This window comes from Streptomyces prunicolor NBRC 13075, from assembly GCF_000367365.1.
Lineage (GTDB): Bacteria > Actinomycetota > Actinomycetes > Streptomycetales > Streptomycetaceae > Streptomyces > Streptomyces prunicolor.
Genome location: NZ_BARF01000054.1, coordinates 115,985 through 137,011, shown reverse-complemented (window position 1 = coordinate 137,011; position 21,027 = coordinate 115,985). Strand labels below are relative to the sequence as shown.

The following is a 21,027-nucleotide window of genomic DNA, read 5'->3' as shown; positions in this document are numbered from 1 at the left end:
TGGGCACTTCGGCCGCTCCCCGGCCGTTCACCAAATGGCGGCCGGGGAAGGTACCGTTCGGTACGGAGCGGGGTTCGGGCCCGCTGCCAGCGCCAATTGCCTTGTACGAGACGGAGTGGCACCGGATGCAGCACGCAGTGGGGTCACCGCTGCCGCCGCCCCACCAGCCGGGGCAGGGACCGACCACCGGTTGGTCCCCGGCCGGACAACAGTCGGGCCCGCACCATCCGGGCCCGGCGCCCGTGCCACCCCCGCCACCGGCCCCGGGCTTCGCGCCCACCCCGCCGGTGCCGCACACGATGCCGCGCCGCACCCCGGACACCACCGGCCACATCCAGCTCCCGCCGGGCGGCCCCGTGCCCATGCCCAGCGCCCCACCGGCCGCGGCAGCCCCCGACCCGACCTCCACGACCCTCGCGGTGCTGCTCATCGGCCCCGCCGGCGCGGGCAAGACGAGCGTCGCCAAGTACTGGGCGGACCACCGCCGGGTCCCCACGGCCCATATCAGCCTCGACGACGTCCGCGAATGGGTCCGCTCGGGCTTCGCCGACCCCCAGTCGGGCTGGAACGACCACTCCGAGGCCCAGTACCGCCTGGCCCGCCGCACCTGCGGCTTCGCCGCGCGCAACTTCCTCGCGAACGGCATCTCCTGCATCCTCGACGACGCGGTCTTCCCCGACCGCCCGGTCGTAGGCCTCGGCGGCTGGAAACGCCACGTGGGCCCCGGCCTCCTCCCGGTCGTCCTGTTGCCCGGCCTGGAAATCGTCCTGGAACGCAACGCCAAACGAGCCGGCAACCGCCGCCTCACCGACGAGGAGGTCGCCCGCATCCACGGCCGCATGGCGGGTTGGTACGGCTCGGGCCTCCCGATCATCGACAACTCCCAGATGGACGTCCAGCAGACGGCCCAGGTCCTGAACGACGTACTCGCACGATCGATAGCCAGCCCCCCGAGCTGGTAATCACCGGGACTCATGTCTTTTGTCTTTTAGGGGCGCGGGGCTGTATCAATGTGCGGCTCCGCCGCGTGGGCGCGACGAGCCCCCACCGGCGCGCACCCGGCACACAACCGCCGAACCCACCCCGTCCCCCGAACGGCACCCTCCCAACCAGCACAATCCAGCCACCGCTCCTACGCTCATCTCATGTCAGAGGTCTACGCAGCCCGCCGAGCAAGGCTCAGGGACCGAGCCCAAGCCGGCGGCAGTCAATCCGCGCTGGTCACCAATCCAGCCAACGTGCGCTACTTGGCCGGTCCAGCCCCGCAGGGAACCGTCCTGCTGCTCGGCAAGCGCGACGACACGCTGGTCTGCACAGACCCGCTGGACGAGCGGCCACCAGAGGGCCGTCCCGACGAGGCCCTCCGCATCCACACACTCCCCGGCCCCGGTGGCGACCCCGCCGTAGCAGCCGCAGACCTCGCGGCAGCGCACGGTGCCGAATCCATGGCCGTAGAAGAACACCACCTCACCGTGACCCGCCACCGAGCCCTCCGCTCGGTCGCCCCCACGCTCCGCCTCACCGACATCGGCGGCGCGGTCGAACAGCTGCGGGTCGTCAAGGACGAGGAGGAGATCTCCTGTCTGAGAATCGCCGCCGAGATCGCCGACCAAGCCCTCGGAGAGCTCCTGGAGTCGATCCTCGTCGGCCGCACCGAACGCCACCTCGCCCTCGAACTGGAGCGACGGCTCGTCGACCACGGCGCGGAGGGCCCGGCCTTCGCCACCTCCGTCGCCACCGGCCCGCACTCCGGCAGACGCGGTCACCGGCCGACCGATCGCAGGGTCGAGGAAGGAGATTTCCTTTCCGTCTGCCTCGGCGCCACCTATCGCGGATACCGCTGCGAGATCGGCCGTACGTTCGTCATCGGCACCTCTCCCGCCGACTGGCAGATCGAGCTCTACGACCTCGTCTTCGCCGCCCAGCGCGCTGCGCGGGAGTCCCTGAGCCCCGGTGCCGCCTACCGGGATGTGGACCGCGCGGCCCGTCAGGTACTGGACTCCGCGGGGTACTCAGAGGGCCTCGCGGCCCCCACCGGCCACGGTGTCGGACTCGAAATCGACGAGGAGCCGCAGCTGGCCCCCGCGGCCATGGGTAAACTGGACGCTTGCGTGCCGGTCACCGTCGAACCGGGGGTTCACCTCCCGGGCCGGGGCGGTGTCCGGATCGATGACACGCTCGTCGTACGCCCTGAGGCGGACGGCGGACCCGAGCTACTCACCATCACGACCAAGGAGCTGCTCGCGCTCTAGCTTTTCCGAGCTGTGCGCGTGTCCCGTGGTCGTCCACGTCAGTCCAGGAGATTCCGCAACCGTGGCTTCCACGAACGACCTCAAGAACGGCCTGGTGCTCAAGCTCGACGGGGGCCAGCTCTGGTCCGTCGTCGAGTTCCAGCACGTCAAGCCCGGCAAGGGCCCTGCCTTCGTGCGCACCAAGCTCAAGAACGTGCTCTCCGGCAAGGTCGTCGACAAGACGTTCAACGCCGGCGTCAAGGTCGAGACGGCCACTGTCGACAAGCGCGACATGCAGTTCTCGTACATGGACGGCGAGTACTTCGTCTTCATGGACATGGAGACCTACGACCAGCTCATGGTCGACCGCAAGGCCGTCGGCGACGCCGCCAACTTCCTGATCGAGGGCTTCACCGCCACGGTCGCGCAGCACGAGGGCGAGGTGCTCTTCGTCGAGCTGCCGGCCGCCGTCGAGCTCGTCATCCAGGAGACCGAGCCCGGCGTCCAGGGCGACCGCTCCACCGGTGGCACCAAGCCCGCCACCCTGGAGACCGGCTACCAGATCCAGGTCCCGCTCTTCATCACCACCGGTGAGAAGATCAAGGTCGACACCCGCTCCAGCGACTACCTCGGCCGGGTGAACAGCTAACCGTGGCTGCCCGCAATACGGCCCGCAAGCGCGCCTTCCAGATCCTCTTCGAGGGCGACCAGCGCGGTGTCGGCGTCCAGACCGTCCTCGCGGACTGGATCCGGCTCTCCCGGGACGACACCCGGCAGCCGCCGGTCAGCGAGTACACGATGGAGCTGGTCGAGGGGTACGCGCAGCACGCGCGCCGTATCGACGAGCTGATCGCGCAGTACTCGGTCGGCTGGACGCTCGACCGCATGCCCGTGGTGGACCGCAACATCCTGCGCCTCGGCGCCTACGAGCTGATCTGGGTCGACGAGACCCCGGACGCCGTCGTCCTCGACGAGATGGTGCAGCTGGCGAAGGAGTTCTCCACGGACGAGTCGCCCTCGTTCGTGAACGGCCTGCTGGGCCGTTTCAAGGACCTGAAGCCCACGCTGCGCCGCGACGAGGCGTAAGCAGTACGCGAGAGCAATACGCGAGCGAAACGCCGGAGGGCCCGCAGCACGACCGCTGCGGGCCCTCCGGCGTTCCCGCGGGCATCAGGGCGTTCCCGTACGCATGAGGCTCCTGAGGCCCGCAGAAAGCCGCCGGGGTGGCCGGAACGGTGAAGTTCCGGCCACCCCGGCGGCACGTTTCTGCTGAGACGGGAAGCGGCTCGGCGGGAGCGGCTCAGTTCTCCTCGTGGGAGACCGCGCGACGCGCGTCGGCGTCCAGCACGCCCCAGCTGATCAACTGCTCGGTGAGGACCGAGGGGGACTGGTCGTAGATGACGGCGAGTGTGCGCAGGTCGTCCTGGCGGATCGAGAGCACCTTGCCGTTGTAGTCGCCGCGCTGGGACTGGATCGTCGCCGCGTAGCGCTGCAGCGGGCCGGCCTTCTCGGCGGGCACGTGGGCCAGCCGCTCCAGGTCGAGGACCAGCTTCGGCGGCGGCTCGGCGGCCCCGCCCGGCGTGGTGCCCGGCAGCAGCTCCTGCACCGGAACCCCGTAGAAGTCAGCCAATTCGGCGAGGCGCTGCACGGTGACGGCACGGTCGCCGCGCTCGTACGACCCGACCACGACCGCCTTCCAGCGTCCCTGTGACTTCTCCTCGACACCGTGGAGGGAAAGGCCCTGCTGGGTGCGGATGGCCCGGAGCTTGGCCCCGAGCTGTTTGGCGTATTCGCTGGACATATAGCTCCCGGACACTGTGTCGACGCGGCTGCAGTGTTTCCGCGCCGCGCGGCTGGTAACTCACTGTGAGGTTACGCAGCGTTACGCTCCCGCGTCAAGCCGAATGGTCCGCACCGGCTCTTCCGCGGTAGCGGTGTCCGATTACTCCATAGGGGTGATCAGGGGTGTCGCCCCGGCCTGCTACCGTGGATGGCGCAAATCCGACGTCCTTTAAGGTCCGTCCCGTGAGGCGGAGAAGGAGGTCCGTTTCTTATGGACACCCAGCAGTACGAGTCCGATGCCCGGCCGGTTCTCGAAGCCCCCGACATCGCGCGGGTCCTGACCCGCATCGCCCACGAGATCGTCGAGCGCGCCAAGGGCGCCGACGACGTGGTGCTCCTCGGCATCCCGACCCGGGGCGTCTTCCTCGCCCAGCGGCTCGCCGTCAAGCTCGAAGAGATCACCGACCGCAAGATCCCGGTCGGCTCCCTCGATATCACCATGTACCGCGACGACCTGCGCATGCACCCGCCCCGCGCGCTGGCCCGCACCGACATCCCCGGTGACGGCATCGACGGCCGCCTGGTCGTCCTCGTCGACGACGTGCTCTTCTCCGGCCGCACCATCCGCGCCGCCCTCGACGCCCTGAACGACATCGGGCGCCCCCGCGCGGTGCAGCTCGCGGTCCTGGTCGACAGAGGCCACCGCGAACTGCCCATCCGCGCCGACTACGTCGGCAAGAACCTCCCCACGTCGCTGCGGGAGACGGTCAAGGTCCAGCTCGCCGAGGAGGACGGTCGCGACACCGTGCTGCTCGGCGTCAAGCAGACCCCGTAGCGGACGGATGCCGTGCCCCTGTGGCACGTCCTGCCTCCGCGCGCCCGAATTCTCCTGACCTGAACTGCCTTACGGAGCCTGACAGATGCAGCGTCATCTCATCTCGGCCGCCGACCTCACCCGCGACGACGCCGTCCTGATCCTCGACACCGCCGAGGAGATGGCCCGGGTCGCCGACCGGCCGATCAAGAAACTGCCGACCCTGCGCGGCCGTACCGTCGTCAACCTCTTCTTCGAGGACTCCACGCGCACGCGTATCTCCTTCGAAGCCGCCGAGAAGCGCCTCTCCGCCGACGTCATCAACTTCACCGCCAAGGGGTCGAGCGTCTCCAAGGGCGAGTCCCTGAAGGACACCGCGCAGACCCTGGAGGCCATGGGCGTCGACGCGGTCGTCATCCGGCACGGCGCCTCCGGAGCGCCGTACCGGCTCGCCACCTCCGGGTGGATCGACGCGGCCGTCATCAACGCCGGTGACGGCACCCACCAGCACCCGACGCAGGCCCTGTTGGACGCGTTCACCATGCGGCGCCGACTCGTCGGCCGGGACGCCGGGCTCGGGCAGGACCTGGCCGGCAAGCGGATCACGCTCGTCGGCGACATCCTGCACAGCCGCGTCGCCCGCTCGAACGTCGACCTGCTGCACACCCTCGGCGCCGAGGTCACCCTGGTCGCCCCGCCGACCCTGGTGCCGGTCGGCGTCGAGGCCTGGCCCTGCGAGGTCTCCTACGACCTCGACAGCACGCTCTCCAAGTCCGACGCGGTGATGCTGCTGCGCGTCCAGCGCGAGCGCATGAACGCGGCGTTCTTTCCGACCGAGCGCGAGTACTCGCGGCGCTACGGCCTCGACGGCGACCGCATGGCGAAGATGCCCGAGCACGCCATCGTGATGCACCCGGGGCCGATGGTCCGGGGCATGGAGATCACCGCCGAGGTCGCCGACTCGGACCGCTGCACCGTCGTCGAGCAGGTCGCAAACGGAGTGTCCATCCGGATGGCCGTGCTCTATCTGCTTCTGGGCGGCAACGAACCCGCCGTCAGTCACACCCGTATCGAGGAGAAGTAAGTCACATGAGCAAGATCCTGATCCGTGGTGCGAAGATCCTCGGCGGCGAGCCGCAGGACGTGCTGATCGACGGGGACACCATCGCCGAGGTCGGCAGTGGGCTGTCCGCCGAAGGTGCCGAGGTCGTCGAGGCCGACGGCAAGGTGCTGCTGCCCGGGCTCGTCGACCTGCACACCCACCTGCGCGAGCCCGGCCGTGAGGACTCCGAGACCGTCCTGACCGGTACCCGCGCGGCCGCCAGCGGCGGCTACACGGCCGTGTTCGCCATGGCCAACACCTTCCCCGTCGCCGACACCGCCGGTGTCGTCGAGCAGGTCTACCGGCTCGGCCAGGAGCACGGGTACTGCGATGTGCAGCCCATCGGCGCCGTCACCGTCGGCCTGGAGGGCAAGAAGCTCGCCGAGCTGGGCGCCATGCACGAGTCGGCCGCCGGGGTCACCGTCTTCTCCGACGACGGCAAGTGCGTCGACGACGCGGTGATCATGCGCCGGGCGCTGGAGTACGTGAAGGCCTTCGGGGGAGTCGTCGCGCAGCACGCCCAGGAGCCGCGCCTCACCGAGGGCGCCCAGATGAACGAGGGTGTCGTCTCCGCCGAACTCGGGCTCGGGGGCTGGCCGGCGGTGGCCGAAGAATCGATCATCGCCCGAGATGTCCTGCTCGCCGAGCACGTCGGCTCCCGCGTCCACATCTGCCACCTGTCGACCGCCGGGTCCGTCGAGATCGTCCGCTGGGCCAAGTCCCGTGGCATCGACGTGACCGCCGAGGTCACCCCGCACCACCTCCTCCTCACGGATGAGCTGGTGCGCTCCTACAACCCCGTCTTCAAGGTCAACCCGCCGCTGCGCACCGAGCGCGACGTGCTGGCCCTGCGCGAGGCGCTCGCCGACGGCACGATCGACATCGTCGCCACCGACCACGCCCCGCACCCGCACGAGGACAAGGACTGCGAGTGGGCCGCCGCCGCCATGGGGATGGTCGGCCTGGAGACCGCGTTGTCAGTGGTGCAGGAGACCATGGTGGACACCGGGCTTCTCACCTGGACCGGGGTCGCCGAGCGCATGTCCGCCAAGCCCGCCGAGATCGGGCGGGCGGTGGGGCACGGCCGTCCCGTCTCGGCTGGTGAGCCCGCCAACCTCACGCTCGTCGACACGGAATACCGTGGGTCGGTGGACCCCGCGGGCTTCGCTTCGCGCAGTCGCAACACCCCGTACGAGGGGCGTGAGCTGCCGGGCCGTGTGACGCACACCTGGCTCCGGGGCAAGGCCACGCTCGTCGACGGGAAGCTCACGTGACACCTCTGGAACTGACCCACCTCGCGGCCGGGGAGAAGTCCGCCCCGGTGACCGACTGGGCCGCCCGTATCGGCTGGCTCGTCGGCCTCGCCCTGTTCATCGCGCTCGTCTACTGGCTGATGCGCGAGGGCTGGAAGTGGCGCGGCACGCTCCAGGGAGACCTGCCCGAGCTGCCCGCCGCGCCGGAAGAGCCCGGCGAGGTGAAACTGACGATGAGTGGCCGCTACCACGGCTCCACCACCGCCGGGCAGTGGCTCGACCGCATCGTGGCGCACGGCCTGGGCACCCGCAGCCGGGTCGAGCTGACCCTGACGGAGGCGGGCCTGGATGTCGTACGACCGGGAGCCACCGACTTCTTCATCCCGGCCGGCGCGCTGCGCGAGGCACTGCTCGGCAAGGGCATCGCCGGGAAGGTGCTCAGCGAGGGCGGGCTGCTGGTCGTGACGTGGGCGCACGGCGACCGGCTGATCGACTCCGGGTTCCGCTCGGACCACGCGGCCGAGCACGCGGAGTGGGTCGACACCCTGAACAGCATGCTCAACAAGAGTCTCGAAACGACCGACACGGAAGGCGCACGATGACGACCTCCACCAGGGGAGCCGCCAAGGTTCCCGCCGTACTCGTCCTGGAGGACGGCCGGATCTTCCGCGGCCGTGCCTACGGGTCCGTGGGGGTGACCTTCGGCGAGGCCGTGTTCTCCACCGGCATGACCGGCTACCAGGAGACCCTGACCGACCCGTCGTACCACCGCCAGGTCGTCGTGATGACCGCCCCGCACATCGGCAACACCGGTGTGAACGACGAGGACCCCGAGTCGCAGCGCATCTGGGTCGCCGGTTACGTGGTGCGCGACCCCGCGCGCGTGCCCTCCAACTGGCGCTCCCGCCGCTCCCTGGACGAGGAACTGCGCAACCAGGGTGTCGTCGGGATCTCCGGCATCGACACGCGCGCGTTGACCCGCCATCTGCGCGAGCGCGGCGCCATGCGCGTCGGCATCTTCTCCGGCGGCACGCTGCCCGACGACGACACCATGCTCGCCGAGGTGCGCGAGGCCCCCGAGATGACGGGCGCGAACCTCTCCGCCGAGGTCGCCACCAAGGAGACGTACGTCATCCCCGCGATCGGTGAGAAGAAGTACACCGTCGCCGCCGTCGACCTCGGCATCAAGGGCATGACCCCGCACCGGATGGCCGAGCGCGGCATCGAGGTGCACGTGCTCCCGGCCACCGCGACCGTCGAGGACGTCTACGCCGTACAGCCCGACGGGGTCTTCTTCTCGAACGGCCCAGGCGACCCCGCCACCGCCGACCACCCCGTCGCCGTGATGCAGGCCGTCCTGGAGCGCGGCACTCCGCTCTTCGGCATCTGCTTCGGCAACCAGATCCTGGGCCGCGCGCTCGGCTTCGGCACGTACAAGCTGAAGTACGGCCACCGGGGCATCAACCAGCCCGTGCAGGACCGTACGACGGGCAAGGTCGACGTCACCGCGCACAACCACGGCTTCGCCGTCGACGCGCCCCTCGACAAGGTCTCCGAGACGCCGTACGGCCGCGCCGAGGTCTCGCACGTCTGCCTGAACGACCAGGTCGTCGAGGGGCTGCGGCTGCTCGACCGGCCGGCGTTCAGCGTCCAGTACCACCCCGAAGCGGCAGCGGGCCCGCACGACGCCGCCTACCTGTTCGACCGCTTCACATCTTTGATGAGCACAGCACTGATGGAGGGCCAGCGTGCCTAAGCGCTCCGATATCCAGTCCGTCCTGGTCATCGGCTCCGGTCCGATCGTTATCGGCCAGGCCGCCGAGTTCGACTACTCCGGCACCCAGGCCTGCCGCATCCTGCGCGCCGAGGGCCTCCGCGTCATCCTGGTCAACTCCAACCCGGCGACGATCATGACCGACCCGGAGATCGCCGATGCCACCTACATCGAGCCGATCACCCCGGACTTCGTCGAGAAGATCATCGCCAAGGAGCGCCCGGACGCCCTCCTGCCCACCCTGGGCGGCCAGACGGCGCTCAACACCGCCATCTCGCTGCACGAGGCGGGCACCCTGGAGAAGTACGGCGTCGAGCTCATCGGCGCCAACGTCGAGGCCATCCACAAGGGTGAGGACCGCAACCTCTTCAAGGACGTCGTCGAGGCCGTCCGCCAGAAGATCGGCTACGGCGAGTCCGCCCGCTCGGTCATCTGCCACTCCATGGACGACGTGATCGCCGGCGTCGACACCCTGGGCGGCTACCCGGTCGTCGTCCGGCCCTCCTTCACCATGGGCGGCGCCGGTTCCGGCTTCGCCCACGACGAGGAGGAGCTGCGCCGCATCGCCGGCCAGGGCCTCACCCTGTCTCCGACCACCGAGGTCCTCCTGGAGGAGTCCATCCTCGGCTGGAAGGAGTACGAGCTGGAGCTGATGCGCGACAAGAACGACAATGTGGTCGTCGTCTGCTCCATCGAGAACTTCGACCCCATGGGCGTGCACACCGGCGACTCGATCACCGTCGCCCCGGCGATGACGCTGACCGACCGCGAGTACCAGGTGCTGCGCGACGTGGGCATCGCGATCATCCGCGAGGTCGGCGTCGACACCGGCGGCTGCAACATCCAGTTCGCGATCGACCCGGTCGACGGCCGCGTCATCGTCATCGAGATGAACCCGCGCGTGTCGCGTTCCTCGGCCCTCGCCTCCAAGGCGACCGGCTTCCCGATCGCCAAGATCGCCGCCAAGCTGGCCGTCGGCTACACCCTCGACGAGATCCCGAACGACATCACGCGCGAGACCCCGGCCTCCTTCGAGCCGACCCTCGACTACGTAGTCGTCAAGGCGCCCCGTTTCGCCTTCGAGAAGTTCCCGAGCGCCGACTCGACCCTCACGACCACCATGAAGTCGGTCGGCGAGGCCATGGCGATCGGCCGCAACTTCACCGAGGCCTTCCAGAAGGCGCTGCGCTCCCTGGAGAAGAAGGGCAGCCAGTTCACGTTCGTCGGCGAGCCCGGCGAGAAGATCCAGCTCCTGGAGGAGGCCGTACGGCCCACCGACGGCCGGATCAACACCGTCATGCAGGCCATCCGCGCGGGCGCCACCCAGGAGGAGATCTTCGAGTACACGAAGATCGACCCCTGGTTCGTCGACCAGCTCTTCCTCATCAAGGAGATCGCCGACGAGCTGGCCGCCGCCGACAAGCTGGACCCGGAACTGCTCGCCGAGGCCAAGCGGCACGGCTTCTCCGACCAGCAGATCGGCGAGATCCGCGGCCTGCGCGAGGACGTCGTCCGCGAGGTCCGGCACGCGCTCGGCATCCGCCCGGTCTACAAGACGGTCGACACCTGCGCCGCCGAGTTCGCCGCGCAGACCCCGTACTTCTACTCGTCCTACGACGAGGAGAACGAGGTCGCCCCGCGTGAGAAGCCCGCGGTCATCATCCTGGGGTCGGGCCCCAACCGCATCGGCCAGGGCATCGAGTTCGACTACTCCTGCGTCCACGCCTCCTTCGCGCTCAGCGACGCGGGCTACGAGACCGTGATGGTCAACTGCAACCCCGAGACCGTCTCCACGGACTACGACACCTCCGACCGCCTGTACTTCGAGCCGCTCACGCTGGAAGACGTGCTGGAGATCGTCCACGCGGAGTCCCTGGCCGGTCCGGTCGCGGGCGTGATCGTGCAGCTCGGCGGCCAGACCCCGCTCGGTCTCGCCCAGGCCCTCAAGGACAACGGCGTTCCGATCGTCGGCACCCCGCCCGAGGCCATCCACGCCGCCGAGGACCGCGGCGCCTTCGGCCAGGTGCTCGCGGAGGCGGGCCTCCCGGCCCCCAAGCACGGCACCGCGACCACCTTCGTGGGCGCCAAGGCCATCGCCGACGAGATCGGCTACCCGGTCCTCGTCCGCCCGTCGTACGTCCTGGGCGGCCGAGGCATGGAGATCGTCTACGACGAGACCCGCCTGGAGTCGTACATCGCCGAGTCCACCGAGATCAGCCCTTCGCGGCCGGTCCTGGTCGACCGCTTCCTGGACGACGCCATCGAGATCGACGTCGACGCGCTCTACGACGGCCACGAGCTCTACCTCGGCGGCGTCATGGAGCACATCGAGGAGGCCGGCATCCACTCCGGCGACTCGGCCTGCGCCCTGCCGCCGATCACCCTGGGCGGCTTCGACATCAAGCGCCTGCGGGCTTCAACCGAAGCCATCGCCAAGGGTGTTGGGGTACGCGGGCTGATCAACATCCAGTTCGCGATGGCCGGCGACATCCTCTACGTCCTGGAGGCCAACCCGCGCGCGTCCCGTACGGTCCCCTTCACCTCGAAGGCGACCGCGGTACCGCTCGCCAAGGCCGCCGCCCGGATCTCGCTGGGCGCGACCGTCGCCGAACTGCGCGCCGAGGGGCTGCTCCCGGCCCACGGCGACGGCGGCGAACTCCCGCTCGACGCGCCGATCTCCGTCAAGGAGGCCGTCATGCCGTGGTCGCGCTTCCGCGACATCCATGGGCGTGGCGTCGACACCGTCCTCGGCCCGGAGATGCGCTCCACCGGCGAAGTCATGGGCATCGACTCCGTCTTCGGCACGGCGTACGCCAAGTCCCAGGCGGGCGCCTACGGCCCGCTGCCCACCAAGGGCCGCGCGTTCATCTCGGTCGCCAACCGCGACAAGCGCTCGATGATCTTCCCGGCGCGTGAACTGGTCGCCCACGGCTTCGAGTTGCTCGCCACGTCCGGTACCGCTGAGGTCCTCCGGCGCAACGGCCTCAACGCCACGGTCGTCCGCAAGCAGTCCGAGGGCGTCGGCCCGAACGGCGAGAAGACCATCGTCCAGCTCATCCACGACGGCGAGGTCGACCTCATCGTCAACACCCCGTACGGCACCGGAGGCCGCCTCGACGGCTACGAGATCCGTACGGCGGCCGTGGCGCGGTCCGTGCCGTGCCTCACGACGGTCCAGGCGCTCGCCGCCGCGGTCCAGGGCATCGACGCCCTCAACCACGGTGACGTGGGCGTGCGTTCACTCCAGGAACACGCCGAACACCTGACCGCGGCCCGCGACTAGCAGCCTTGAGGGGGACACCGGAAACGGTGTCCCCCTTCTCGTGAGGACACTGAGATGTACAAGCTTTTCTTCCGTCTGGTCTTCAAACGGATGGACCCGGAGCAGGCCCACCACCTCGCCTTCCGCTGGATCCGGCTCGCCGTCCGCATCCCCGTCCTGCGCACGTTCGTCGCCGCCGCCCTCGCGCCCCGGTTCGAGGAGTTGCGCACGGAGGCTTTCGGGCTGCGTATGCACGGCCCGTTCGGGCTCGCCGCCGGCTTCGACAAGAACGCGGTCGCGATCGACGGCATGTCGATGCTCGGCTTCGACCACGTCGAGATCGGCACGGTCACGGGGGAGCCGCAGCCCGGCAACCCCAAGAAGCGGCTGTTCCGCCTTGTGCCGGACCGGGCGCTCATCAACCGCATGGGCTTCAACAACGAGGGCTCCGCGGCCGTGGCGGCCCGCCTGAAGGCTCGTGAGGCGGTCTTCCGGACCGTCGTCGGCGTCAACATCGGCAAGACCAAGGTCGTCCCCGAGGAGGAGGCCGTCGGCGACTACGTGAAGTCGACCGAGCGGCTCGCCCGGCACGCCGACTATCTCGTCGTCAACGTGTCGTCGCCCAACACGCCCGGGCTGCGCAACCTCCAGGCGACCGAGGCACTGCGCCCGCTGCTGACCGCCGTCCGCGAGGCCGCCGACCGCGCGGTGACCGACCGCCGCGTCCCGCTCCTGGTGAAGATCGCCCCGGACCTCGCCGACGAGGACGTGGACGCGGTCGCCGACCTTGCCGTCGAACTCGGCCTGGACGGCATCATCGCCACGAACACCACCATCGCGCGCGATGGACTCGGTTTGAAATCCGAACCCGAGCTCGTCAAGGAGACCGGCGGACTGTCGGGAGCACCTCTGAAGTCCCGCTCCCTGGAGGTACTGCGCCGCCTCTACGCGCGCGTGGGCGACCGCATCACCCTCGTGGGCGTCGGCGGCATCGAGAACGCCGAGGACGCCTGGCAGCGCATCCTCGCCGGCGCCACGCTCGTGCAGGGCTACAGCGCCTTCATCTACGAAGGCCCCTTCTGGGGCCGCGCGATCCACAAGGGCCTCGCCGCACGCCTGCGCACGAGCCCGTACGCCACCCTCGCCGACGCGGTCGGCGCCGACGCAAGGAAGCCGGTATGAGCCCTCTCGAACCCTTCGGCGCACGTCTCCGCCGGGCCATGGACGAACGCGGCCCGCTCTGCGTCGGCATCGACCCGCACGCCTCGCTGCTCACCGAGTGGGGCCTGAACGACGACGTGGCCGGCCTTGAGCGGTTCAGCCGCACGGTCGTCGAGGCACTCGCCGACCGGGTCGCCGTCCTCAAGCCGCAGAGCGCCTTCTTCGAGCGCTTCGGCTCGCGCGGGATCGCCGTCCTGGAGAAGTCCGTCGAGGAGGCGCGGGCGGCCGGCGCGCTCGTAGTCATGGACGCCAAGCGCGGCGACATCGGCTCGACCATGGCCGCGTACGCCGAGTCCTTCCTCCGGAAGGACGCCCCGCTCTTCTCCGACGCGCTGACCGTCTCGCCGTATCTCGGCTACGGATCGCTCGCCCCGGCGATCGAACTGGCGCGGGAGAGCGGCGCGGGCCTCTTCGTGCTCGCGCTGACCTCCAACCCGGAGGGCGGCGAGGTGCAGCACGCGCTCCGCGCGGACGGCCGGAACATCGGAGCGACCATGCTGGCCCACCTGGCCGCCGAGAACGCCGGGGAGGAGCCACTGGGCTCCTTCGGGGCCGTCGTCGGCGCCACGCTGGGCGACCTGTCGTCGTACGACCTCGCCATCAACGGTCCGATCCTCGCGCCCGGTATCGGGGCGCAGGGGGCCACTCCGGCGGATCTTTCCGGGGTCTTCGGGTCGGCGCTGCGCAACGTCGTCCCGAACGTGAGCCGGAGTGTTCTACGTCATGGTCCCGACGTGGGAGCCCTGCGGACGGCCTCAGATGGCTTCGCGGAGGAGATCCGCGTCGCCTTTGCGACCGTCTGAGGTGTTCGAACGGGTCGATCGAGTCCTCCGATGAGTGGCTCGACGAGCGACTCCGGAGCGACTTGAGTCTGAATACATCCTCAAATCAGGGGCATTATGTCTGGAATGTCCGGCCTGGCGCAGGCTGACCAGGACTTTTCCTCTGTTCTCGCTGACTCTGGCGTCCCTGGCCGCTAGTCTCCGAGCAGTGGGGGTACCCCCACACCCTTTAGGTAGTGGGGGACAACGGGCAAGCGTGTTGCTCGTAGCTCCCCAGGTGTGGGGCGACTAGGTTCCTCACCGGTCCGTATCCGACAGTTCGACATCCGAGGTGACGTAGGCGTGGCTCTTCCGCCCCTTACCCCTGAACAGCGCGCAGCCGCGCTCGAAAAGGCCGCCGCGGCTCGCCGGGAGCGGGCCGAGGTCAAGAATCGACTCAAGCACTCCGGCGCCTCCCTGCATGACGTCATCAAGCAGGGCCAGGAGAACGACGTCATCGGCAAGATGAAGGTCTCCGCCCTGCTTGAGTCTCTGCCCGGCGTGGGCAAGGTCCGCGCCAAGCAGATCATGGAGCGACTCGGTATCTCCGAGAGCCGCCGTGTCCGTGGCCTTGGTTCCAACCAGATCGCCTCCCTGGAGCGTGAGTTCGGCAGCACTGGTTCCTGAGTCCGGATACTCCGGACCGGGAGTCCCGGGCACACCGGGATTGCTGGAATAATCGCTGCATGGCTGCAACATTCCGGGGGACGACCCCCGAGCCCCCGGACGTACGTCCGCGGCTGACCGTGCTCTCCGGCCCCTCTGGGGTCGGCAAGAGCACGGTCGTCGCCCATATGCGCAAGGAACACCCCGAGGTGTGGCTCTCGGTGTCGGCGACGACCCGCAGGCCCCGCCCCGGCGAGAAGCACGGCGTCCACTACTTCTTCGTCTCCGACGAGGAGATGGACAAGCTGATCGCCAACGGCGAGCTTCTGGAGTGGGCCGAATTCGCGGGCAACCGCTACGGCACGCCGCGTACCGCCGTACTCGAGCACCTGGAGTCCGGCGTACCGGTCCTCCTGGAGATTGATCTCCAGGGCGCCCGGCAGGTCCGCGAGTCCATGTCCGAGGCGCACTCGGTGTTCCTGGCTCCTCCCTCCTGGGAGGAGCTGGTGCGCAGGCTCACCGGACGGGGCACCGAGCCGCCCGAGGTGATCGAGCGCCGCTTGGAGGCGGCCAAGATCGAGCTCGCGGCGGAGCCCGAGTTCGACGCGACCCTGGTCAACACCTCCGTCGAGGACGTAGCGCGCGAGCTGCTAGCCTTGATGGAAGTTGTGTGATCGTTTTTCCGATCTCATCCCATCTTTCGGAAGGCAGAGCGTGTCCTCTTCCATCACCGCTCCCGAGGGCATCATCAACCCTCCGATCGACGAGCTCCTCGAGGCCACGGACTCGAAGTACAGCCTCGTGATCTACGCCGCCAAGCGTGCCCGTCAGATCAACGCGTACTACTCGCAGCTCGGCGAGGGCCTGCTCGAGTACGTCGGTCCGCTCGTCGACACCCACGTCCACGAGAAGCCGCTCTCCATCGCCCTGCGCGAGATCAACGCGGGTCTGCTCACCTCCGAGGCCGTCGAGGGCCCCGCGACCTGAGCCGCAGCAGCTTTATCCACAGGCCCGGCAGCGACTGTCGGGCCTGTGGTGTGTCATGGAGTCGTACAGGTCGCACGAGTCGCACGCACGTTTCCGAGTTCGGGGAGAGACGGTGGACAAGCCCAAGGTCGTTCTGGGGGTCAGCGGAGGCATCGCCGCGTACAAGGCGTGCGAACTGCTGCGCAGACTGACGGAGTCGGGCCACGACGTCCGCGTCGTCCCCACCGCCTCCGCCCTGCACTTCGTCGGCGCGGCCACCTGGTCCGCGCTCTCCGGGCACCCCGTCTCGACCGAGGTGTGGGACGACGTCCACGAGGTCCCGCATGTGCGCATCGGACAGAGCGCCGACCTGGTGATCGTGGCACCGGCGACGACGGACATGCTGGCGAAGGCGGCGCACGGCCTGGCCGACGACCTCCTCACCAACACCCTTCTCACCGCCCGCTGTCCGGTCGTCTTCGCGCCCGCCATGCACACGGAGATGTGGGAACACCCGGCCACCCAGGAGAACGTGGCGACGCTGCGCCGCCGGGGTGCTGTGGTGATCGAACCGGCCGTCGGCCGGCTGACCGGCGTCGACACCGGCAAGGGCCGGCTGCCCGACCCCACCGAGATCTTCGAGGTCTGCCGCCGGGTGCTCGCGCGGGGCGTCACCGAGCCCGACCTCAAGGGCCGGCACGTCGTCGTCAGCGGCGGCGGCACCCGCGAGCCCCTCGACCCGGTCCGCTTCCTCGGCAACCGCTCCTCCGGCAAGCAGGGTTACGCCCTCGCGCGCACGGCCGCAGCCCGGGGCGCCCGGGTCACGCTGATCGCCGCGAACACGGGACTGCCGGACCCGGCGGGCGTGGACGTCGTCCCGGTCGGGACCGCCGTACAGCTGCGGGAAGCGGTGCTGAAGGCCGCCGCGGACGCGGATGCCGTCGTCATGGCGGCGGCGGTCGCCGACTTCCGACCGGCGGAGTACGCGTCCGGGAAGATCAAAAAGAAGGACGGCAAGGAACCCGACCCGATCGTCCTGGTACGGAATCCGGACATCCTCGCGGAGATCTCCGCCGAGCGGGCCCGTCCCGGACAGGTGGTCGTCGGGTTCGCCGCCGAGACGGACGACGTCCTCGCCAACGGCCGTACCAAACTGGCACGCAAGGGGTGCGACCTGCTGGTGGTGAACGAGGTGGGGGAGCGCAAGACGTTCGGTTCCGAGGAGAACGAGGCGGTTGTGCTGGGCGCCGACGGCAGCGAGACCGCCGTTCCGTACGGACCGAAGGAAGCGCTGGCCGAGACCGTATGGGACCTGGTGGCGCAGCGTCTCGCCTGATGTGTTTCAGCCATCTGTCAGCCGTCTGTCAGTTCGCCGAAACCTGACATTGGTGCGTGGCGGCTCTGGCCAACGGCACTCGGCATTCGGCAAAATGCGCGTGCCGCAGGTCACAGCGTTTCCCGAGAGACGAGACAGGGGGACCGTCTGTCGACCGCGACCGATAAACTGTTCTCGGACGACGTCGGGCGCAGCTCCCGTCCCGTCCGCCAATGATCAGCCAGCAGCCGCTGCAACCTCAGGGAGCGTTGTGTCCCGTCGTCTGTTCACCTCGGAGTCCGTGACCGAAGGTCACCCCGACAAGATCGCTGACCAGATCAGCGACACCATTCTCGACGCGCTTCTGGCGGAGGACCCGACCTCCCGGGTCGCCGTCGAGACGCTGATCACGACCGGCCTGGTGCACGTGGCCGGCGAGGTCACCACCAAGACCTACGCGCCCATCGCGCAGCTCGTCCGCGACAAGATCCTGGAGATCGGCTACGACTCCTCGAAGAAGGGCTTCGACGGCGCCTCCTGCGGTGTGTCGGTGTCGATCGGCGCGCAGTCCCCGGACATCGCGCAGGGTGTCGACACGGCGTACGAGAAGCGGGTCGAGGGTTCCGCCGCAGGTGAAGAAGGGGACGAGCTCGACAAGCAGGGCGCGGGCGACCAGGGCCTGATGTTCGGCTACGCGACGGACGAGACGCCGACGCTGATGCCGCTCCCGATCTTCCTGGCGCACCGCCTCGCGAAGCGCCTCTCGGAGGTCCGCAAGAACGGGACGATCCCGTACCTGCGCCCCGACGGCAAGACCCAGGTCACCATCGAGTACGACGGCGACAAGGCCGTCCGTCTCGACACGGTCGTCGTCTCCTCGCAGCACGCGTCGGACATCGACCTGGAGTCGCTGCTCGCCCCCGACATCCGCGAGTTCGTGGTCGAGGCCGAGCTGAAGGCGCTCCTGGAAGACGGCATCAAGCTCGACACGGAGAACTACCGCCTCCTGGTCAACCCGACCGGCCGCTTCGAGATCGGCGGCCCCATGGGCGACGCCGGCCTGACCGGCCGCAAGATCATCATCGACACGTACGGCGGCATGGCCCGTCACGGCGGCGGCGCCTTCTCGGGCAAGGACCCGTCCAAGGTGGACCGCTCCGCCGCCTACGCGATGCGCTGGGTAGCGAAGAACGTCGTGGCCGCGGGCCTCGCCTCGCGCTGCGAGGTCCAGGTCGCGTACGCGATCGGCAAGGCCGAGCCGGTGGGCCTGTTCGTCGAGACGTTCGGCACGGCCAAGGTCGACACGGACCGGATCGAGAAGGCGATCGACGAGGTCTTCGACCTGCGTCCGGCCGCCATCATCCGCGACCTCGACCTGCTGCGCCCGATCTACGCCCAGACCGCGGCGTACGGTCACTTCGGCCGTGAGATCCCCGACTTCACGTGGGAGCGCACCGACCGCGTGGACGCGCTGCGGAAGGCCGCGGGACTGTAGTTCCTGCGCTAGTTCCTGCGCTGTCTTCAGGCTCTACGAGGCCCGGTTTCCCTTGGGGGAGCCGGGCCTCGGTGTTTTCCGGCCGAGATCAGCGGCGGATACCCCGGGCCGAGACGACGAGTGCCGTCGCTGTGATGGCTGCGATGACCGCCGCCGAGTGCGCGTAGGCGCGGGTGTCGCCGGTGACCGCTGCCTGGAAGCCGTGGAGGGCCCAGTAGCCCGGGGTCGCGGGGGCCACCGTGGAGACCCAGTGGGGGAGGACGGTGAGGGGGACCAGGCAGCCGCTGAGGCAGGTGATCGTGAGGGCGCCTATGTCGGAGGCGGCGGCCAACTGGCCCTGGGTGCGGGCGTGGACGCCGAGGGCGAGGCCGCAGGAGGTGACGCAGGCCGCCCAGAGGAGGGCCAGTAGGGGGACTCGCCAGGTGCCGGCGGTGAGGGGGAAACCGAAGGCCGTGGCGGCGAAGAGGAACAGTACGGTCTGCTGGGCCAGGAACAGCGTGACCAACGGGAGGGCCTTGCCGGCCAGGATCGTCGACGGGGACGCCGGGCCGGAGCGCAGGCGGTCCCAGGTGTGCCAGGTGCGTTCGGAGAGCAGGAGTTGGCCGGCCACGTCCAGGGCGAGCAGGGTGAACATCACCGCGATGCCCGGAGCGGCCTGCACGATGCCCGGTGTGCCGGGGGTGGCCAGGCGGTCGTACACCGGGTGGAGCACGCTCAGCAGCACCAGGGACATGACGGTGTAGGCGAGTGGGGTTCCCGGGTCCCGGACCAGGAGGACCAGGGTGTGGCGGGTCATGACCCAGGTGCGGCGGGCCGTGGGCGACGTGAGTTCAGGCCGCATCGGGGGTCTCCGTGGGGAGTTGGCGCGTGGCCAGGCTGCGGTAGAGGTCGTCCAGTGAGGGTTCGCGGATCGTGGCCGAGCGGACTCGGGTGGTGTCGGGGCCCAGGTCGTGGAGGAAACGGGCCAGTGCCTGTGCCGGGGCCGTGGTGCTGAAACGCAGTTCGTCGGGGGCGGTCGAGGGCTGTGTCAGGTGCCCGGGTGCAGGGCCGTTGAATGTCACGGTGATCTCGCCGGGCAGGCCGTTCAGGAGGTCGGCGCGGTTGCCGCGGGCGATCACGCGGCCGGACGCGGCGACCGCGAGCGTGGCGTCCAGGTGCTCCAACTCCGGTAGGTAGTGCGTGGTGTAGCAGATGGCGACGCCTTCGTCGGCGCGGGTCCTGACGAGTCGTAGGAGCGCTTCGCGGGTGGTGGGGTCGGCGCCGATGGTGGGTTCGTCGAGCAGCAGGACGCGGGGGCGGGGGAGGAGGACCGTGGCCGCCTGGGCACGGCGCTGTTGGCCGCCGGAGAGTGTTGAGATGGGGCGGTCGAGTACGTCGGTGAGGAGCAACTCCTCTGCTACGGCGGCCAGTTCGGTGCGCAGTTCGGATCGGCGCAGGCCGGCGAGGCCGCCGTAGAGGCGCAGGTTCTGGCGGAGTGTGGCGGTGGGGTAGAGGGCCAGTTCCTGGGGGGCCAGGCCGATCAGGGTGCGGGCGGAGCGTGGGGCCGTGGCGAGGTTCACTCCGGCTACGAGGATCGTGCCCGCGTCGGGGTGCTCCAGGCCGGTGACCGTGCGGGCGAAGGTGGTTTTGCCGGCGCCGTTGTGGCCGATCAGGCCGCAGATCTCGCCGGGGTCGATGTGGAGGTCGAAGCCGTCGAGGGCCTGGACGGGGCCCCATCGTTTGCGCAGGCCGGTGACGGTCAGCATGGTTGCCGTTCCCTCGATTCCGTCGATATATACAACGTATACGTATACTGTGTATACGTAGCTTCGGAGGAGGATGTCAAGTGACGCCACGGCGGATCAGTCGTGATCAAGTGCTGGATGTGACATGGGAGTTGGCGACCCGGAAGGGGCTGTCGGCCGTAACGATGCGGGCCGTCGCGCAGGAACTCGACGTGAACCCGATGACGCTCTACCGCCATGTCGGCGACAAGCAGGGGCTCCTCGACGGCCTCGTGGAGCGGCTGTTGCTGGAGATCGAGGTGCCCGGGCCTGGGCTGGGCTGGCGGGAGCAACTGCGTCTGCTCGGCCGCAGTATGAGGGCCACGGCCCGACGCCACCCCGATCTGTTTCTGCTGCTCTTCCAGCGTCCTGCGGTCACGCCGGAGGCCGTCGGGCCTCGGAACGCGGTCTACGGTGCGCTGCGCGCCGCCGGTCTTCAGGAGGAGCGGATTCCGCGGGCCGAGCGGCTGTTGTCCACGTTCATGCTCGGGTTCGCCGCCTCGGAGGCCGGGGGGCGGTTCCGCGACAGTGACCCGGACGAGGACATGGCCTTCGCCGAGGACCTCATTGTTCGGGTCCTCGCCGAGGGCTAGAGGGGCGAGTGCGTAGGGCGGGCGGCGGC

21 protein-coding genes are annotated in these 21,027 nt (G+C 69.4%); 18 read left to right on the top strand and 3 right to left on the bottom strand.

Features of this window, described 5'->3' with window-relative positions; genetic code table 11:
* The first annotated feature begins 125 nt into the window (after positions 1 to 125).
* The 4 genes from SPR02S_RS25005 (at position 126) to nusB (ending at position 3,317) form a co-directional block, all read left to right on the top strand.
* Positions 126 to 962, top strand: coding sequence for a Pro-rich N-terminal domain-containing protein (locus tag SPR02S_RS25005; RefSeq protein ID WP_026150843.1), 837 nt, complete (start codon positions 126 to 128; stop codon positions 960 to 962).
* Between the two features lie 183 nt (positions 963 to 1,145).
* A complete protein-coding gene (locus SPR02S_RS25000) occupies positions 1,146 to 2,252 on the top strand; it encodes an aminopeptidase P family protein (RefSeq protein WP_026150842.1) in 1,107 nt (368 codons plus the stop codon).
* Positions 2,253 to 2,313: 61 nt separating this feature from the next.
* Complete coding sequence (gene efp, locus SPR02S_RS24995; RefSeq protein ID WP_019059745.1) at positions 2,314 to 2,880, top strand: elongation factor P; 567 nt, start codon at positions 2,314 to 2,316, stop codon at positions 2,878 to 2,880.
* A 2-nt stretch (positions 2,881 to 2,882) separates the two neighbouring features.
* Positions 2,883 to 3,317, top strand: a complete 435-nt coding sequence (gene nusB, locus SPR02S_RS24990) for a transcription antitermination factor NusB (protein ID WP_019059744.1) — start codon at positions 2,883 to 2,885, stop codon at positions 3,315 to 3,317.
* A 214-nt stretch (positions 3,318 to 3,531) separates the two neighbouring features.
* On the opposite strand, the gene bldD is transcribed toward nusB, so the two are convergent.
* Positions 3,532 to 4,032, bottom strand: a complete 501-nt coding sequence (gene bldD, locus SPR02S_RS24985) for a transcriptional regulator BldD (RefSeq protein WP_019059743.1) — start codon at positions 4,030 to 4,032, stop codon at positions 3,532 to 3,534.
* 252 nt (positions 4,033 to 4,284) lie between these two features.
* Here bldD and pyrR point away from each other — a divergent pair, with 252 nt between their 5' ends.
* The 13 genes from pyrR (at position 4,285) to metK (ending at position 18,642) form a co-directional block, all read left to right on the top strand.
* Positions 4,285 to 4,848 (top strand): bifunctional pyr operon transcriptional regulator/uracil phosphoribosyltransferase PyrR, encoded by a 564-nt coding sequence (gene pyrR / locus SPR02S_RS24980; RefSeq protein ID WP_019059742.1) that lies wholly within the window; start codon positions 4,285 to 4,287, stop codon positions 4,846 to 4,848.
* Between the two features lie 85 nt (positions 4,849 to 4,933).
* Positions 4,934 to 5,911 carry an aspartate carbamoyltransferase catalytic subunit gene (locus tag SPR02S_RS24975; RefSeq protein ID WP_019059741.1) on the top strand — a complete coding sequence of 326 codons (978 nt, stop codon included), beginning with the start codon at positions 4,934 to 4,936 and terminating at the stop codon, positions 5,909 to 5,911.
* A 5-nt stretch (positions 5,912 to 5,916) separates the two neighbouring features.
* Positions 5,917 to 7,203, top strand: a complete 1,287-nt coding sequence (locus SPR02S_RS24970) for a dihydroorotase (protein ID WP_019059740.1) — start codon at positions 5,917 to 5,919, stop codon at positions 7,201 to 7,203.
* Entirely contained in the window at positions 7,200 to 7,784 is a 585-nt protein-coding gene (locus SPR02S_RS24965; RefSeq protein WP_019059739.1) for a PH-like domain-containing protein, read from the top strand. Before SPR02S_RS24970 ends, SPR02S_RS24965 begins: the two co-directional genes overlap by 4 nt.
* Positions 7,781 to 8,938, top strand: coding sequence for a glutamine-hydrolyzing carbamoyl-phosphate synthase small subunit (carA, locus tag SPR02S_RS24960; RefSeq protein WP_019059738.1), 1,158 nt, complete (start codon positions 7,781 to 7,783; stop codon positions 8,936 to 8,938). The genes SPR02S_RS24965 and carA overlap by 4 nt, the downstream gene beginning before the upstream one ends.
* A complete protein-coding gene (gene carB / locus SPR02S_RS24955) occupies positions 8,931 to 12,239 on the top strand; it encodes a carbamoyl-phosphate synthase large subunit (protein WP_019059737.1) in 3,309 nt (1,102 codons plus the stop codon). Before carA ends, carB begins: the two co-directional genes overlap by 8 nt.
* A 54-nt stretch (positions 12,240 to 12,293) precedes the next feature.
* Complete coding sequence (locus SPR02S_RS24950) at positions 12,294 to 13,400, top strand: quinone-dependent dihydroorotate dehydrogenase (protein WP_019059736.1); 1,107 nt, start codon at positions 12,294 to 12,296, stop codon at positions 13,398 to 13,400.
* A complete protein-coding gene (gene pyrF / locus SPR02S_RS24945; protein WP_019059735.1) occupies positions 13,397 to 14,242 on the top strand; it encodes an orotidine-5'-phosphate decarboxylase in 846 nt (281 codons plus the stop codon). The genes SPR02S_RS24950 and pyrF overlap by 4 nt, the downstream gene beginning before the upstream one ends.
* 321 nt (positions 14,243 to 14,563) lie before the next feature.
* Positions 14,564 to 14,887: an integration host factor gene (locus tag SPR02S_RS24940; RefSeq protein WP_019059734.1), complete on the top strand. Its 324-nt coding sequence runs from the start codon at positions 14,564 to 14,566 to the stop codon at positions 14,885 to 14,887.
* A gap of 59 nt (positions 14,888 to 14,946) precedes the next feature.
* On the top strand, positions 14,947 to 15,540 hold the full coding sequence (gene gmk, locus SPR02S_RS24935; protein ID WP_043258466.1) for a guanylate kinase: 594 nt from the start codon (positions 14,947 to 14,949) through the stop codon (positions 15,538 to 15,540).
* Between the two features lie 40 nt (positions 15,541 to 15,580).
* A complete protein-coding gene (gene rpoZ, locus SPR02S_RS24930; RefSeq protein ID WP_019059732.1) occupies positions 15,581 to 15,853 on the top strand; it encodes a DNA-directed RNA polymerase subunit omega in 273 nt (90 codons plus the stop codon).
* Between the two features lie 112 nt (positions 15,854 to 15,965).
* A complete protein-coding gene (coaBC, locus tag SPR02S_RS24925) occupies positions 15,966 to 17,168 on the top strand; it encodes a bifunctional phosphopantothenoylcysteine decarboxylase/phosphopantothenate--cysteine ligase CoaBC (RefSeq protein WP_019059731.1) in 1,203 nt (400 codons plus the stop codon).
* A gap of 250 nt (positions 17,169 to 17,418) precedes the next feature.
* Positions 17,419 to 18,642 carry a methionine adenosyltransferase gene (gene metK / locus SPR02S_RS24920; protein WP_019059730.1) on the top strand — a complete coding sequence of 408 codons (1,224 nt, stop codon included), beginning with the start codon at positions 17,419 to 17,421 and terminating at the stop codon, positions 18,640 to 18,642.
* 88 nt (positions 18,643 to 18,730) lie between these two features.
* Here metK and SPR02S_RS24915 read toward each other — a convergent pair whose 3' ends face one another.
* A complete protein-coding gene (locus SPR02S_RS24915) occupies positions 18,731 to 19,483 on the bottom strand; it encodes an ABC transporter permease (RefSeq protein ID WP_019059729.1) in 753 nt (250 codons plus the stop codon).
* A complete protein-coding gene (locus SPR02S_RS24910; RefSeq protein ID WP_019059728.1) occupies positions 19,473 to 20,387 on the bottom strand; it encodes an ABC transporter ATP-binding protein in 915 nt (304 codons plus the stop codon). Before SPR02S_RS24910 ends, SPR02S_RS24915 begins: the two co-directional genes overlap by 11 nt.
* 80 nt (positions 20,388 to 20,467) lie before the next feature.
* Between SPR02S_RS24910 and SPR02S_RS24905 the strand changes: the two genes are divergently transcribed.
* Positions 20,468 to 20,998: a TetR/AcrR family transcriptional regulator gene (locus tag SPR02S_RS24905; RefSeq protein WP_106437005.1), complete on the top strand. Its 531-nt coding sequence runs from the start codon at positions 20,468 to 20,470 to the stop codon at positions 20,996 to 20,998.
* Positions 20,999 to 21,027: the final 29 nt, after the last annotated feature.